This is a genomic window from Frankia sp. CcI49, from assembly GCF_001983215.1.
Taxonomy (GTDB): Bacteria; Actinomycetota; Actinomycetes; order Frankiales; family Frankiaceae; genus Parafrankia; species Parafrankia irregularis.
In genome coordinates this window covers 84,370-99,770 of the sequence record NZ_MOWP01000017.1, presented here as the reverse complement: position 1 = coordinate 99,770, position 15,401 = coordinate 84,370, and the positions used below count along the sequence as shown (strand labels likewise).

Annotated in this window: 8 protein-coding genes; 5 read left to right on the top strand and 3 right to left on the bottom strand. The window is 72.8% G+C overall.

Annotation, left to right across the window (positions count from 1 at the left end; translation table 11 throughout):
• Window positions 1–30 precede the first annotated feature (30 nt).
• The 4 genes from CcI49_RS15760 (at window position 31) to CcI49_RS15735 (ending at window position 8,837) form a co-directional block, all read left to right on the top strand.
• Complete coding sequence (locus CcI49_RS15760; protein ID WP_054570516.1) at window positions 31–291, top strand: MbtH family protein; 261 nt, start codon at window positions 31–33, stop codon at window positions 289–291.
• A complete protein-coding gene (locus CcI49_RS43290; protein ID WP_083749531.1) occupies window positions 288–5,774 on the top strand; it encodes a salicylate synthase in 5,487 nt (1,828 codons plus the stop codon). The genes CcI49_RS15760 and CcI49_RS43290 overlap by 4 nt, the downstream gene beginning before the upstream one ends.
• Window positions 5,771–7,597 (top strand): AMP-binding protein, encoded by a 1,827-nt coding sequence (locus CcI49_RS15740; protein WP_076827471.1) that lies wholly within the window; start codon window positions 5,771–5,773, stop codon window positions 7,595–7,597. The genes CcI49_RS43290 and CcI49_RS15740 overlap by 4 nt, the downstream gene beginning before the upstream one ends.
• Window positions 7,598–7,895: 298 nt before the next feature.
• Window positions 7,896–8,837: an iron-siderophore ABC transporter substrate-binding protein gene (locus CcI49_RS15735; RefSeq protein WP_063793302.1), complete on the top strand. Its 942-nt coding sequence runs from the start codon at window positions 7,896–7,898 to the stop codon at window positions 8,835–8,837.
• A 121-nt stretch (window positions 8,838–8,958) separates the two neighbouring features.
• Here CcI49_RS15735 and CcI49_RS15730 read toward each other — a convergent pair whose 3' ends face one another.
• Window positions 8,959–9,915, bottom strand: coding sequence for a methionyl-tRNA formyltransferase (locus CcI49_RS15730; RefSeq protein ID WP_076827468.1), 957 nt, complete (start codon window positions 9,913–9,915; stop codon window positions 8,959–8,961).
• A 617-nt stretch (window positions 9,916–10,532) separates the two neighbouring features.
• On the opposite strand from CcI49_RS15730, the gene CcI49_RS15725 reads away from it, so the two are divergent.
• Entirely contained in the window at window positions 10,533–10,895 is a 363-nt protein-coding gene (locus tag CcI49_RS15725; RefSeq protein ID WP_076827466.1) for a hypothetical protein, read from the top strand.
• 130 nt (window positions 10,896–11,025) lie between these two features.
• Here CcI49_RS15725 and CcI49_RS15720 read toward each other — a convergent pair whose 3' ends face one another.
• Window positions 11,026–12,846 carry a serine/threonine-protein kinase gene (locus CcI49_RS15720; protein WP_076827464.1) on the bottom strand — a complete coding sequence of 607 codons (1,821 nt, stop codon included), beginning with the start codon at window positions 12,844–12,846 and terminating at the stop codon, window positions 11,026–11,028.
• Window positions 12,847–12,927: 81 nt separating this feature from the next.
• Window positions 12,928–15,327, bottom strand: coding sequence for a serine/threonine-protein kinase (locus CcI49_RS15715; protein WP_076827462.1), 2,400 nt, complete (start codon window positions 15,325–15,327; stop codon window positions 12,928–12,930).
• Between the last annotated feature and the right edge of the window lie 74 nt (window positions 15,328–15,401).

The window sequence follows — 15,401 nt, the reverse complement described above, 5'->3', positions numbered from 1 at the left end:
TGTTCTGGTGCGATCAAGGAGACGGCGGGTATGTCGACGAATCCCTTCGATGACGAAAGCGGGAGCTTCTTCGTACTGGTCAACTCCGAGGGTCAGCACTCCCTCTGGCCGAGCTTCGCCGCCGTTCCGGCGGGTTGGACCGTTGTGCACGGCGAGGAGACACGCCAGTCCTGCCTGGACTACGTCGAGGCCCACTGGACCGATCTGCGTCCGCTGAGCCTGGTCGCTCAGATGGATTCCGACGCCCGTGCCGGGGAAGTCGCCCGCTCCGACGCTTCAGCCTCCCGGTGACCACCCGCCCCGACCGCCACCGCAGGATCGTCCCGTTCGGCCAGCCGCCCGCAGCCGTAGCCGCCCGGCTGGCCCGCTCCGCCACCGGCCCGTTCGTCGTGTACGAGCGCGCGGGTGAATGGTCCTTCGGGACGGGCGTCCTGGCCGAGATCGAGCTGCGTGCGCACGAGCTGCGCCACCGCACCGGCACCGGGCAGTGGCAGGTCGAGCCGACCGGTCCCGCGCCGCTGCGCCAGATCGCGGGCATCCTCGCCGGCCTCGACATCGCCGGCTGGCGGGCCTACGGCTGGGCGGCCTTCGAGCTCAGCCACCTGCTCGCCGGCCTCGCCGTGCCGGCCGGGGACGCACCGCTGCTGCACCTGATCGTGCCCCGGCAGGAGGCTCGGCTCGTCGACGGTGCCGCGACCCTGCGCACCCTGGCGGCGGCCGTCATCCCACCGGCGACGGGCGGGCTGGCCGACTCGGCCGAGCAGGCGGCGCTGGCAGAGCAGACGGCGCTGGCAGAGCAGGCGGCGCTGGCAGAGCAGGCGGCGCTGGCGGAACTGGTCACGGGCGGTGCCGTCGACGCCCCGAGCGCCGCCGGACCACTCGCCGTCGCCGACCTCGAGCACGGCGTCGACGGGTACCGGCAGGCCGTCGCCGCGGCCGTCGCCGACATCCACGCCGAACGGCTGCGCAAGGTGATCCTCTCCCGGGTCGTCCCCGTCGAGGGCGACATCGACCTGGTCGCCACCTACGAGGCGGGCCGGGCCGGGAACACCCCGGCACGCTCCTTCCTGCTGGACGTCGGCTACCTGCGTGCGACCGGCTTCAGCCCGGAGACCGTGGTCGAGGTGAGCGCCGACGGCCTCGTCTCCACCCAGCCGCTGGCCGGCACCCGGGCGCTCACCGGCGACGCCGCCACCGACCGCGGGCTGCGTGACGTGCTGCTCTCCGACCCGAAGGAGATCTACGAGCACGCCGTCTCGGTGCAGGCCTGCCAGGAGGAGCTTCGTCGCTTCTGCCGGCCCGGCTCGGTCGCCGTCGACGAGTTCATGACCGTGCTCGAACGTGGCAGCGTCCAGCACCTGGCCTCCCGCGTCGCCGGGCGCCTCGCCGTCGGCCGCGACGCCTGGGACGCCTTCGGGACCGTCTTCCCGTCGATCACCGCCTCCGGGGTGCCGAAGGCAGCCGCCTGCGAGGCGATCACCGGGTACGAGAGCGAACCGCGTGGCCTCTACAGCGGGGCGGTGCTCACCGTCGACGCGGACGGGTCCCTGGACGCGGCACTCGTCCTGCGCACCGTCTTCCAGCACGAGGGCCGGACGTGGCTGCGGGCCGGCGCCGGCATCGTCGCCCAGTCCGAGCCCGACCGTGAGGCGGAGGAGACCCGGGAGAAGCTGCGTAGCGTCAGCCGTTTCCTCGTCGCGGCCGCGCCAGCTGCGCAGGCCGCGCCAGCTGCGCAGGCCGCGCCAGCTGCGCAGGCCGCGCCGGCCGTGCAGCCGGTGTCGGTCGTGCCGGCCGTGCCGGCCGCACCGGCTCCGCGGACCGTGGCCGCCGCGGCGGCCGCCGGGCCTGCGCTGGCCCAGGACATCGACGCGGTCCGCGCGATCGTGGCGCGGATGCTCGACGAGGAGCCCGAGGACGTCGGCTACGAGGCGAACCTGTTCGAGCTGGGACTGGAGTCCATCGCCCTGATGAAGGCGGTCGGACGCTGGCGGCAGGCCGGGGTCGCGGTCTCGTTCGGCGAGCTCGCCGAGAACCCGACCGTGGACGGCTGGTTCAAGATCCTCTTCGCCCGGATGCCCAGCGCCCCGGCACCGGACGCACCTCCCGCCGGCGCACCCTCCGCCGTGACGACACCGCCTGCCGGGATCGCGCCTGCCGGGCTGCCGCCCGCGGGGGCGCCGCCTGCCGGTGATCCTGTCGCGGCGGTTTCGCCGAGCCCCGTCGGGGACCCTGCCGAAGCCGCCGCCGCTGTGGACGGTGACACCGCCGCCGACGCCGGCCTCGCGCCCGGCGTCGACCTCAGCCTCAGTACCGGTACCGGTACCGGCACTGACGACGCCGACACGGATGCCGACGACGCCGAGTTCCCGCTCGCGCTCATGCAGCACGCCTACTGGGTCGGCCGGGACGGCGGCCAGCCGCTCGGCGAGGTCGCCGCGCACCTCTTCACCGAGTTCGACGGCCAGGACGTCGACCCCGACCGGCTGCGCGGCGCCATCGAGCGGCTGGTGGCCCGGCACGACATGCTCCGTGTGCGGGTCACCGACAACGGTGCCCAGATCGTCGAGGAGCACTCGGGCTGGCGTGGGCTCACCGTCCATGACCTGCGTGCCCTCGACGAGCCGACGGTGCGGGCCCGCCTCGACCAGATCCGGGACCGGATGTCGCACGAGATGCTCGACATCGAGTCCGGTGAGGTCTTCGCGACCGAGCTGAGCCTGCTGCCCGCGGGGCGCACCCGGCTGCACCTGGACGTCGACATGGTCGCCGCCGACGCGGTGAGCTTCCGCGTCCTGCTGGCCGACCTCGCCCGTTTCTACGATCAGCCGCAGGAGGTTCTCCCGCCGCTGGGCTACAGCTACCGCGAGTACCGCGCCGCGCGGGCGGCCGAGCGCACCGCCGCGGCCCGAGCTGCGGCCGAGTGGTGGCAGGGCCGACTGCCGAGCCTGCCCGGTGCCCCCGGCCTGCCCCGGGTCGCCGACGGCGCCGGCAGGCGGGGACGGCCGTCGGTGGCACGACGCCACTTCGTCCTCCCGCCGGCGTCCCGGGACGCCCTGCGGGCGGCCGCGCACAGCCGGGGCGTCACCCCGGCGATGGCCGTGGCCACCGCGTTCGCCGAGGTCCTCGCCGGGTGGAGCACCGAGTCGAGGTTCGTCCTCAACGTCCCGATGTTCGACCGGGAGCCGGTCCACCCCGACATCAACCAGGTCGTCGGCGACTTCACCAGCTCGGTGCTGCTGGAGGTCGACGTCACCGAGGACCTGCCGTTCGCGGCCCGGGTGCGCCAGATCCAGGCGCGGCTGCACGCCGACGCCGCGCACGCCGAGTACTCGGGCGTCGAGGTGCTGCGCGACCTGACCCGCCGCACCGGTGAGCAGGTGCTCGCGCCGGTCGTGTTCACCAGCGCCCTCGGGCTCGGCGAGCTGTTCGACGCCGGTGTGCGCCGCCTCTTCGGCGACCCGGTCTGGATCATCTCGCAGGGCCCGCAGGTGCTCCTGGACGCGCAGGTCACCGAGATCGACGGCGGCCTGCTGATCAACTGGGACGTCCGTGAGGACGAGTTTCCGCCCGGCGCCGTCGACGGGATGTTCGGTGCCTTCGAACATCTCGTCCGGGATCTCGCCACTGCCGGGGAGGCCTGGGACGTCCCTGTGGACGGCCTGCTGCCCGCGGCGACCAGTGAGATCCGCCGGGCGGTGAACGAGACCGCGGGGCGGGTGCCGACCCGGCTGCTGCACGAGGGGTTCTTCGAGCGGGCCGTCTGCGCCCCCGACGCGCCCGCGCTGGTGTGGGACGACACCGCCGGCGCGCCCGGACGGGGCGAGCTCAGCTACGGCGAGCTCCGGCGCCAGGCGCTGAGCCTGGCCGGCGCGCTGGTCGGTCACGGCGTGCGCCGCGGTGACCTGGTCGGTGTCAGCCTGCCCAAGGGGCCGTCCCAGGTGGTCGCCGTGCTCGGCGTGCTGGCCGCGGGCGCGACATACGTGCCGGTCGGCGTCGAGCAGCCGCCCACCCGGGTGGAGCGCATCGCCACCGCCGCCGGCTTCGGCGTCCTGATCACCGACGCGCCGCGGGACGGGGTCCCCGCCGGCGTCGTCCAGATCGCCCCCGACCAGGCCGCCCGGCCCGACCCGGCTGTGCAGCCGCTGCCGGTGCCGGATCTGCTGGCACCCGCGGAGCTCGGCGGGCTGGACCGGCCCGCCTACGTGCTGTTCACGTCCGGGTCGACCGGCCAGCCCAAGGGGGTCGAGGTCGGGCACCGGGCCGCGGCGAACACCATCGAGGACCTGATCGACCGGCTTGGCCTCGGTGTCGACGACCGCACGCTGGCGGTGTCGGCCCTCGACTTCGACCTGTCGGTGTTCGACCTGTTCGCGCCGCTGTCGGTCGGCGGTGCGGTGGTGCTGCTCGACGAGGAGTCGCGCCGGGAGGCGCACCGGTGGGCCGAGCTCGTCCGGGATCACCGGGTGACCATCCTCAACTGCGTTCCCACCGTGCTCGACCTCGTCCTGTCCACCGGGGTGGACCTCGGCCCGACGCTGCGGGCGGTCCTGCTCGGCGGCGACCGGGTGGGTGTCGACCTGCCCGGCCGGCTGGACGCCGCGGTGCCCGGCTGCCGCTTCCTCGGTCTCGGCGGCACCACCGAGACGGCCATCCACTCGACGATCTGCGAGGTCGTCGGCACCGAGCCGGTGCCCGACTGGTGGCGTTCGGTGCCGTATGGCACGCCGCTGCGCAACGTGCGGCTGCGGGTGGTCGACCCGCTCGGCCGGGACTGCCCCGACCACGTCACCGGCGAGCTGTGGATCGGCGGCGACGGGGTCGCCCGCGGGTACCTGGGGGACCCGCAGCGGACCGCGGACCGGTTCGTCGAACACGGCGGCGTGCGCTGGTACCGCACCGGTGACCTGGCCCGCTACCAGCCGGACGGGACGGTCGAGTTCCTGGGCCGACGCGACCACCAGGTCAAGATCCGAGGCTTCCGGGTCGAGCTCGGTGAGGTCGAGGCCGCGCTGGACACGCTGGCACAGGTGCGGGCCGGCGTGGCGGTGCTCGTCGAGGGCGCCGCCGGCCACCCCGCCGCGCTCGGAGCCGGCGTGGTCCCCGCCGACGCCGCGGGCGGCGACGCGGTGGGCGCCGACGCCGCGGGTACGGAGCTGGCGGGTACGGAGCTGGCGGATACGGGGCTGGCGGGTACGGGGCTGGCGGGTACGGAGCTGGCCACCGCGGTGCGGGAGGGCCTGCGCGGGATGCTGCCGCCGCACATGGTGCCCGACCTGGTGGTCACGCTCGACACCCTCCCGCTCACCGCGAACGGGAAGATCGACCGCAAGGCGGTGACGGCCGCCGTGCGCCATGCTCTGGGCGCGGGCACGGGGGAGCACACCCCGCCGCGCGGCGATCTCGAACAGGTCGTGTTCAACGTCTGGCGCGAGGTGCTCGGCGTGCCGGAGTTCGGCGTCACCGACGAGTTCTTCGCGCTGGGCGGTGACTCCGTCCTGGCCACCGCCGTGGTGCGGCGGCTGCGTGACGAGCTGGACACCGCCGCGGTCACCGTCCGCTCCCTGTTCGCGGCGCCGACCGTCGCGACGCTCGCCGAGCGGATCCGGGCCGCCGACCCCGTCCCGGGCCGGGCGGACCGGGTCGCCGCGATCGCCCTGGAGATCGCGGCGATGACCGACGCGGAGGTGGCCGCCGCGCTCGGCGGCGAGGCGACGGACCTCGCCGAACCGGGACTCGACGAACCGGGACTCGACGAACCGGGAGGCGCACGGTGACCGTCCCGTCGACGACGACGAACCGGCCCGACGGCCAGCTCGACGCCCACCTTGACCGCCAGCCTGGTGGCCAGCCCGGCGACGGCGCGGCGGACCCGGGGTGGAACCGGTGGCCGGCGGAGTTCGTCGAGCGGTACCAGGAGGCCGGCTACTGGGGCGACCGGACGCTGGACGAGCTGCTGCGGGAGTGGGCCCGCCGGTCCGGGCCGGCCACCGCACTGGTCTGCGGGGACCGGCGAATCAGCTACGCCGAGCTCGACGAGGCGGTGGACGACCTCGCCGCGGGGCTCGCCTCGGTCGGCATCGGCCCCGGTGACCACCTGGTGGTGCACCTGCCGAACCGCGCCGAGTTCGTGACGACGCTGTTCGCGCTGATGCGCCGCGGCGCGATCGGCGTCCTCGCGCTGCCGGCCCACCGGCGGGTGGAGATCGAGCACTTCGCGAGCCTGGCCGGCGCCGTCGGGTATGTCATCGCCGACCGGTTCGAAGGTTTCGACTACCGGGAGCTGGCCCGTCAGGTGACCGAGGCGGTGCCGTCGGTGCGGCACGTCCTGGTCGCGGGCGAGCCCGGTCCGTACACGGGCCTCGACGCGCTGTCCGCTGCGGGCCGCTCTGCCCGGCTGGCCGCCGCGCCTTCCGCCGACGCCACCGCAGGCGGGGCTACCGCAGACGGGGCTACCGCAGACGGGGCCACCGCTGGCGGGGCTACCGCTGGCGGGGCTACCGCTGGCGGGGCCACCGTCCCCGGGCGGGATCCGGGCGACATCGCCGTGCTGCTCATCTCCGGCGGAACGACCGGCAAGCCGAAGCTGATCCCGCGCACCCACCGCGACTACGCCTACAACGCCCGGGCCAGCGCCGAGGTGTGCCGGCTCACCGCCGCCGACGTCTACCTGGTCGCGCTGCCGGCGGCGCACAACTTCCCGCTGGCCTGCCCGGGGATCCTCGGCGCGTTCACCGTGGGTGCGGCGGCGGTGATGGCGCTGTCGTCGAGCCCGGACGCCGTCTTCGACCTGATCAGCCGGGAGCTGGTGACGGTCACCGCGGCCGTCCCGCCGCTGGCGCGGCTGTGGGTCGAGGCGGCCGGGTGGGAGGGGCCGGACACCACCAGCCTGCGCCTGCTCCAGGTGGGCGGCGCCAAGCTCGACGAGGGCCTCGCCCGGCGGATCACGCCGACGCTCGGGGCCGGCGTCCAGCAGGTCTTCGGGATGGCCGAGGGGCTGCTGAACTACACCCGCCTCGACGACCCCGACGAGACCGTCTTCACCACCCAGGGCCGGCCGCTGGCCGAGGCGGACGAGGTCCGGGTGCTCGACGGGTCGGGGTACGAGGTGCCGGCCGGCCAGGTCGGTGAGCTGTGGACCCGCGGGCCCTACACCATCCGCGGGTACTACCGGGCCGCGGCGCACAACGCGACCGTCTTCGGTGCCGACGGCTTCTTCCGCACCGGCGACCTCGTGCGTCAGCTGCCCACCGGGCATCTGGTGGTCGAGGGCCGGGTCAAGGACGTGATCAACCGCGGCGGGGAGAACGTCTCGGCCGGCGAGCTGGAGGAGCACCTGCAGACCCATCCCGCGGTCGCCCAGGTGGCGGTCGTCGGGCTGCCCGACCCCGATGTCGGGGAGAGCGTCTGCGCGGTCGTCGTCGCGGCCCCCGGTGGGGCGCCCCGGCTCAAGGAGATCAAGAACTATCTGCGGGACCGCGGCCTGGCCCGGTTCATGCTTCCCGACCGGCTCGAGGTCATGGACGGGTTCCCCTACACCGCCGTCGGAAAGATCGACAAACGGGAGCTGCGGAACCGGCTCGACCGGCTCGACCGGTGAGCCCTTCACGTCGCCGACCCGCCCGGTGCGGGCTGCGCCCGACGTACGCACGTCGAGGCCTGCCCGCGACCTACTGACCTGCTCCCGAAGACAGCGAACATGTGGCCGGCCCTGACCCGCGCCAGGTGCATTTCGGCTTGATCGCACCTGTTGTGCCGGCAACGATTTAGGTTAAGCTAACCAAAATTTTATTCGATCAAGCGAATCGTCGCGCTGGCGTGGCGAAGGCGGAAGGCTGAGGACTGTAGTGCGGGGAATAGCGCGCACACTGGCAGCACTGTGTGTTGCCGGTGCGGTCATGACCGGGCTGGTGGCCTGTGGGGATGACGACGACAGCGGTTCGACCCAGACGGATACCGCGGCGGCCGCCGGTTTCCCGGTAACCATCGAGCACAAGTTCGGTTCGACGACGATTGACAAGGCGCCGACGAGAATCATCGCCTTGAGCTACGAAGAGGACACGTTGGCGACGCTCGGCATCACGCCGATCGCCTACGCCACGAACCCCTACAAGGAAGACGGGAAGTTCCCCTGGCTCGACGGCAGGATTGACCTTGCCAAGAGCACGGGTCTGGACACCAGCAGCGACCTCAACCTCGAGCAGATCGCCTCGCTGAAGCCCGACCTCATCCTCGCCACCAACTTCTACGGGCTCGAGGACTACTACGACCGGCTCTCCGAGATCGCGCCGACGGTCGCCTACAAGACCGAGGCCGGCATCGCGACCTGGCAGGAGGTCAGCACGACGATCGGCAAGGCGGTCGGGCGTGAGGCCGACGTCGCCAAAGCGGTCGCCGCCACCGAGAAGAGCATCACCGACACCGCGGCGAAGCTTCCCGGGCTGAAGGACAAGACATTCAGCTACAGCTTCTACTACGACGCCAACGGCCTCGCGGTGATCGACGACCCGGAGACCGTCTCCATCCAGCTGTACTCCCAGCTCGGCATGAAGCTCTCGCCGAAGGTGACGGCCAGTGTCGTCGACCGCGAACTGAGCCTGGAGAAGGTCGGCGAGCTCGACGCCGACTTCCTGCTGATCGGGTACGCCACGGACGAGCTGCGCACCCAGATGGACGCGAACGACCTGTTCAAGAAGATTCCGGCGGTCGTGGACGGTCGTGCGCTGGAGGTGGACGCCTTCACCGCGGGTGCGGTCAACAACCCGACCATCCTGAACATCCCGTGGCAGCTCGAGCAGCTTGAGTCGACCCTCGAGAAGGTCGCCGGCACCTCCGGCTGACGTGCCGGTCGACACGGCACGGACAAGGACACGGCACGGATAAGTAGGCACAGCACCGAATGAACGCGGAACCGGGCGGTACGCAGACAAGTGCGTGCCGCCCGGTTTCGCTGCCGGAGACCTAGGAGACCTGGGCGCGGTCGGTGAGGTACCCGCCCATCGTCGTGAAGTAGTCCGCCGCCGCCAGCTCGCGGCCGTCGTCCAGGCGCACGGTGCGGATCAGCAGGCCGTGGCTGCGTCCATGCCGTGCCTGCGCGCCCGCGACGATGACCACACCGTCGCCCTCGCGGATGAAGATCCGTCCAGGGGTGCCGCCATAGCAGCCCTTGGAGACCTCGGCGGAGACGATGCGGACCCGCTCGCCGTTGCGGTAGGTGAACGCGTTGGGGTAGGGGTCGCACTGGGCGCGCACCAGCCGGTCGAGCTCCTCGGCGGTCCAGGTCCAGTCGATGAGGCTGTCCCGCTCTGAGCGCTTGTGGAAGAAGCTGGCCTTCGAACGGTCCTGGGGAGCCCAGTCGGTGCGGCCACTGGCCATCAGGTCCAGGCCCTCCACCGCCATCGGCCCGAACAGCGCGAGGGTGCGGTGGAACAGGTCGGTGGTGGTGTCACGCGGGCCGACCGGCACCCGGTGCTGCAGGACGACGTCACCGGCGTCGAGCTCGTCGCTCATGATGTGCGCCGTCACGCCCACCTCGGGCTCGCCGTTGATCAGCGCCCAGATCAACGGCGCGAACCCGGCGTAGGAGGGCAGCAGCGAGTCGTGGATGTTCAGCGTTCCCAGCCGCGGCAGGTTGAAGACCTGCGGCGGAATCCAGGTCCGCCAGTTGGTGGCGACGATGGCGTCGGGGTCGGTCTCCTTGAGCAGCGACAGCAGGTCCTCGTCGTCAGGCCGGTTGCGAATCGCCACGGGAACGCCGTGCTTGGTGGCGAGGTCGGCCACCGAGTCATCCCAGATCTTCTCGTACGCGTGGTCGCTCTTCTCATGCGTCACGACCAGGGCGACGTCGTGATGGGAGTCGAGAAGAGCCTGCAGCGTGCGATGCCCCCAGGTCTGGTATCCGAACATTACGACCCGCATGTCTTGTTTTTCTCCTCTGGTCTGCGAACAGGGATCTTGCTGATACATCAGGGGCATCAGGGCATGCCGGTAGCCGGACTGGGCCCTGGCGTCCGGTGTGGGGCTGGAAGAGCTGGTGCGGCGGGGCTGAAGACGGCGGAACGGCCATACGGCAGGGCGCGCCACAACGCCACAACGCCACAACGTCGACACGGCCCTGGAGCGGTCAACGCGGCCCTGGAGACGGCCTGGCCGATCCGGTGGTTCCTGGTGCGCGAGGGAAGCGGCAGAAGGGAGGAAATCCCCACTTAAGTGAGGCTTACCTATGTTGATGGCTGTTGCCACGGTATGTCAAGTGATCGTGGTGTCCGGCGCCGGTCGCGGCGGTCCGCCGGTTCGGCGGGGCCGGTCACGTTGAGAAGAGCCCGCGGTGGTCGTCCGGGACGGATTCGGTCGTCTCCGTGCTGGTCTGTGACGGTGCGGTGAATTCAGCGCCTGACCTGCGGAAATACCCCGAATGGCCTCATAGCCTGACGTGCGGGACCGGCGGGCGGCGGCAAGGCCGCCAGGTGCCTGGCCGCCTGGCCGCCAGGCCGCCAGGCCGCCGGGCTGTCGGGGGAGACAGGAGCTCGATCGACATGCGGGACCGTGACCGTTGCACCGCGACAGTCATGGGCGGAGGCCGTGGCTACGCCGTCCACCGGTGTGGCAAGCGGGCACTCGCCAGCGACCCGGACGGTCTGTGCCGCAGCCACCGCCTCCAGCAGGAGGGGGTGGCGGACACACCCCACGACGAGGACCGCTGGCGGACGAGTCGGGAGCTCGAAGGACGCCTGCTCGAGCTGTCCCGGCACCTGGCGACCTTCTACCGCCTGCCCGTCGAGCTCGAGTACGACGAGGCGGGGGCACCACGGGCCTGCACCGGCCGCATCGTCGTGAACCCGGAGGACCTGCTGAGAACGCTGCAGGCACAGGACCTCATGCCGCGCCGCCAGCTCTGAGCGGCGCTGCTGGCGCCAACCGCCGCTGCCGGTGCCGGCTGCCGTGCTGGCTGTCGCCGGGGTGGCCAGCCGGCCGCCGCGAGGGCCGGGCCGGCGGGCCACGCTGATCCCGGCTCTCGCGGACCGATTCTCAGAAGCCAGGCGGGGGGGTGCCCGACGGCGAGCCCGTCGGGCCCCCGGTCTGCGTGGACGGCGCATCCGGGCTGCGGGTCACCGGCGGCGTGCTCGCGGGCGTGGTGGCCGGCGTCGACGGCGGCGACACCTTGACCGGCGGGGTCGTCTCCGGCGGGGGCTCGTTGATCGGCGGCTGGGTCGCCTCCGGGGTGGGAGTCGTCGTCCGCCGCGGGCGATAGGTCGACCGCGTCTGTGTCGGCGTCGGCTCGACGGTCGCCTCGTCGGTGGCCGGAGCGAGGATTCCCTGCGCGGGTGTGGCCGACGGCGATGGCGTGACGTTGTCGACGTCGGTTCCCTGCGCCGGGTCCTTGCCGCCGGTGAGCAGCACGGTCAGCAGGATCGCGAGACCCGCCAGGGCGGCCGCCGCTCCGCCGGCGATGATCACGACGAGTGGGGGCCGGCGTCCTGAGCCGGCGCCGCGGCCCGTCTCGCCGCGATGATCGCCGCGACCGGTGGACGACGCGCGGTGGGAGACCGGCGCGCGACCGGTGCGATCGCCGCGCTCACGGTCGCGTGCGGCATCCCGATCCAGGCTCAGCAGCCCGGCGGCCAGGTTCGCGTCATCCTGGTCGAACAGGTCCGGCGCCGGAGCCAGCGGCCCGATCTGGGTGAGATCGTCATGCGGGCCGGTGGACGCGGTCGGGTTCGGGCCGCTGACCGGGGAGAGACCGACCGCCGTCAGCTCGTCGTCGCCTCCGGGCAGGCCTGGAACCGACGGCACGGGGGTGATCTCGTGGCCGGCCGGCAGCCGGTCGGTCACGCCGATGTCCGCCGCCGGAGCCGCCTGCTGCTCCCCCTGGGGCGGGAAGGACGGAGCGGACGGAGCGGACAGGTTCTCCAGGCCGTCATCGGAGGCGACGAGGTCGTCGGACGGCTCGGCCGGGCGGCTGCGCGGATTCGTCACGACCGCCGGGACGGGCGTGGCGTTACGCGCGATCGGGGTCAGCCGGCGGCGGATCTCCTCGACATCCGGGCGGAGCTCCGCGGGGCGGTCGAGCAGATCGGTGAGCAGCCCGCGCAGCGGTCCGGCCAGACGGAACGGCCGGCGGCGGCCCTCGACCACCGCACTCAGCACGGCGTAGGTCTCCGGACCCTCGAAGGGCGGGCAGCCCTCGACCGCGGAGTAGAGGGTCGCGCCCAGGCCCCACAGGTCGCTCGCCGGCGTACCGGACGAACCGCGGACCCGCTCGGGGGCGATGTAGGCCGGGGAACCGACGAGCGCACCGGTGCCGGTCAGCGTGACGTCGCCCTCGGTCGCCGCGATGCCGAAGTCGGTGAGCCGGACCCGGTTGTCCCGCCCGAGCAGCACGTTGCCCGGCTTCACGTCACGGTGCAGCACACCGGCCGAATGCGCCGCCGCCAGCGCGTCGGCCAGCGCGAGACCGATCGCCGCGACCTGGTCGAAGGGCAGCGGACCGTGGTTCTTGATGGTGTCACCGAGGCTGTCCGCGTCGATGAGCTCCATGATGATCCAGTGCCGCTCATGCTCCTCGACGACGTCGAAGACGGAGACGATCGCCGGGCTGTGCAACCTGGCCAGCGCCCGTGCCTCGCGTAGCACGCGGGCTCGGATCGCATCCCGCTCCGCCTGCGCGCCAGCCATCGGCACGAGAATTTCCTTGATGGCGACAGGACGCTGCAGCAGCTCATCTTCGCCGCGCCACACGACGCCGGCACCGCCGCGCCCGATGGGGGCGTCAAGGCGGTAGCGCTGCGCTACGTAGCGCGGTGTGCCGTGCCGAGAGGTATCCGGGGGCACGCTCGCCGATCTGGCCATCGATTCAAGTCTGACAGACGAATTGATCGGAGCACACGCTACCCCGCTCGTCAGGCGGACGGAATCCGGACACCGGGCAACTCACGACGCCGGCCTGAACGTCGAGAAGAGCTGCTGCATGAGCGGCTGGTTCGTCGCCCACAGCTCCTCGGGCGTGTGCCAGTACAGAGCGTAGCCATGCCCGTTTCGCACTGCGCCACGGTTGAGCACATGCACCGTCCCCCCACCACTGGAGGTGTAGGTGAACTCCCAGTCGGCCTGCCGTGCGCCGTCAGCCCCGTCGCCCGGTTCGATCCGTACCCGCTGGTAGTCCCTCACCTGGTCTCGAAAGCTTGTCTCGTTCCGGCGCCAGTCCTCGATGGCCGAGGTGTTCGCCGTCGCGATACTTCCGATGCGCATGAAAGTACCAGTCTCAGTATCCACGAAGTCCATGTTCCCCGTGCCTCCGCGGCCCGGCCGGCTTTCCCACGTCGCCGGGTAGGCGATCGACCACCCGCTCGGGTCGGTGTAGCCGACCCAGCCGGCGGCCGGAACGACCGGGGTGGAATCGGTCGCGACGGCGCCTCCCGCCGCGACGGCTGCGGCCCGCGGATCGACCGTCGAGGTCGGAGCGGGTGCGGACCCGGAATCCTCGTCCGTGCCGCCGCCGCGGGCGACGAGGATGGCGATCACCGCGCAGACAACGACCAGCGTGGTCGCGACCAGCATCACAGTGCGCCGCCGGGGGCCCGTCCGTGTCGCCGTGCCCGTTTCCGCGGGAGAGCTCGCGGCCGTCTCCCCGGCCGCGGCTCCAGCCCCGGACCCGGCCGAAGCCGCGGCTGTGTCGGCGGCCGTGCTCGTGTCCGGAGGTGCTGCCGTGGCCCTGGGTTCGAGGGCCCTCGGCTTCACGGCGACTGTCGCGTCCACGCTCGCGGCCGGAACCGCACCGGAGGCCGGAACCGCACCGGAGGCCGGGGCCGTCGTGGCCGGCGTCCCGCGGGGGCCCTCGGGCGCCGAGGAAATGACCGGTGCCGGTGCGGCGGAGGGCGCGAAGATCACAGCCGTGGAGTCGGCCGGGGCGGCCGTCACCGTGGCGGCGGGCGGGGTGGCCGCGGCTGTGGCGGTGTCAGCCGCCGGAGCCTGCTGGGAGGCCTGTTGCACCCGTGCCGGTATCCCGCCGAGTGCCCGCATGCGGTCGAGTCCGCGCAGCCGGTCGGTCTGGCGTGTCCTGTCCGCGTCGCGGTTGCGGTCGGGTGCGGCGGCGCGCAGCCGGTCCATCGCACGGACCCGTTCCAGGCGGCTCGCGAACCGGGACGGCGACGGCGGCCCATCCCCACGAGGCCGCAGCACGGTCGTCTCCGACCCCGCGACCGCAGGGCCTCCAGCCGTGCCAGGAGCACCAGCCGTGCCAGGAGCGCCAGTCGTGCCAGGAGCGCCAGTCGTGCCAGGAGCGGCGACCGCTGGCGGGGGCACGGCGGCGCCGGCCGTCGGCCGGCTGGTCAGCACGGTCTCCTCCGCTGCCCCGAGGACCATCGTCGGCGCCGGCTCCGGCCGTGGTGCGAGGGCGGCCGCGACCCCCGGCGGCGGTGGGGTGGCGGTCGACACCGGCGGGCGGGCCGGGCGGCTGCGGGTGCGATGCGGGCGGCCGCGCTCCTCCTGCTCCAGGATCTCGCGCATCCGTGCGCGCACCGTGGCCAGGCTCGGGCGATGGGCCTCGCTCGGGGCCATCAGCTCGTCGATGACCGGCGAGAGCCGCCCGGCGGCCTGGAAGGGCCGGCGGCGGCCCTGCACCACCGCCGCGAGCACGGCGATCGGATCGCCACCGGGAAACGGGGAGGCACCCTCGACACTGGTGAACAGGGTGGCGCCGAGCCCCCAGCGGTCACTCGCGGCCGTCCCGGCGTCGCCGCGGGCGCGCTCGGGTGACAGGTAGGCGGGTGAGCCCAGGACCATCCCGGTGGTGGTCAGCCGGGGGTCGCCGTGGCTGACGGCGATGCCGAAGTCGGTGAGCCGTGCCCGCTGATCGCCGGTCACGAGCACGTTGCTCGGCTTGACGTCGCGGTGGACTATGCCCAGCCGATGCGCCGCCTCCAGGGCGTAGGCGAGACTGATCCCGATCCGGCAGACCTCGGCGACGCTCAGCGCCCCGCGCTCATCGATGATCTTCGACAGGGCCTGCCCGTCGACGAGCTCCATCACGATCCACGGCAGGTCGCCCTCGGAGATGACGTCGAGCACCGCCACCGCGCCCGGGTGATGCAGCCGGCCCGCGGCGCGGGCCTCGCGCAGCACCCGTTCCCGGGCGAGCTCCCGCTCCTGTTCGCTGCCGTCGGTGGGTAGCAGCACCTCCTTGACGGCCACCTGCCGGCGCAGCAGCTCGTCCGTCGCGCGGTGCACGACACCGAAGCCGCCACGGCCGATCACACCGTCGAGCCGGTACCGGCGCCCGATGAGCACGCGTGGAGCGGCTGGATCGGGAGCGTCACGGCGCTCGCCTGGCATCGGCAGTCCTCTCCGCTCGGCGCTCCATCATCCCCATGGGATCACACCCGGTACACCTCCCGTCAGTGGGGCAT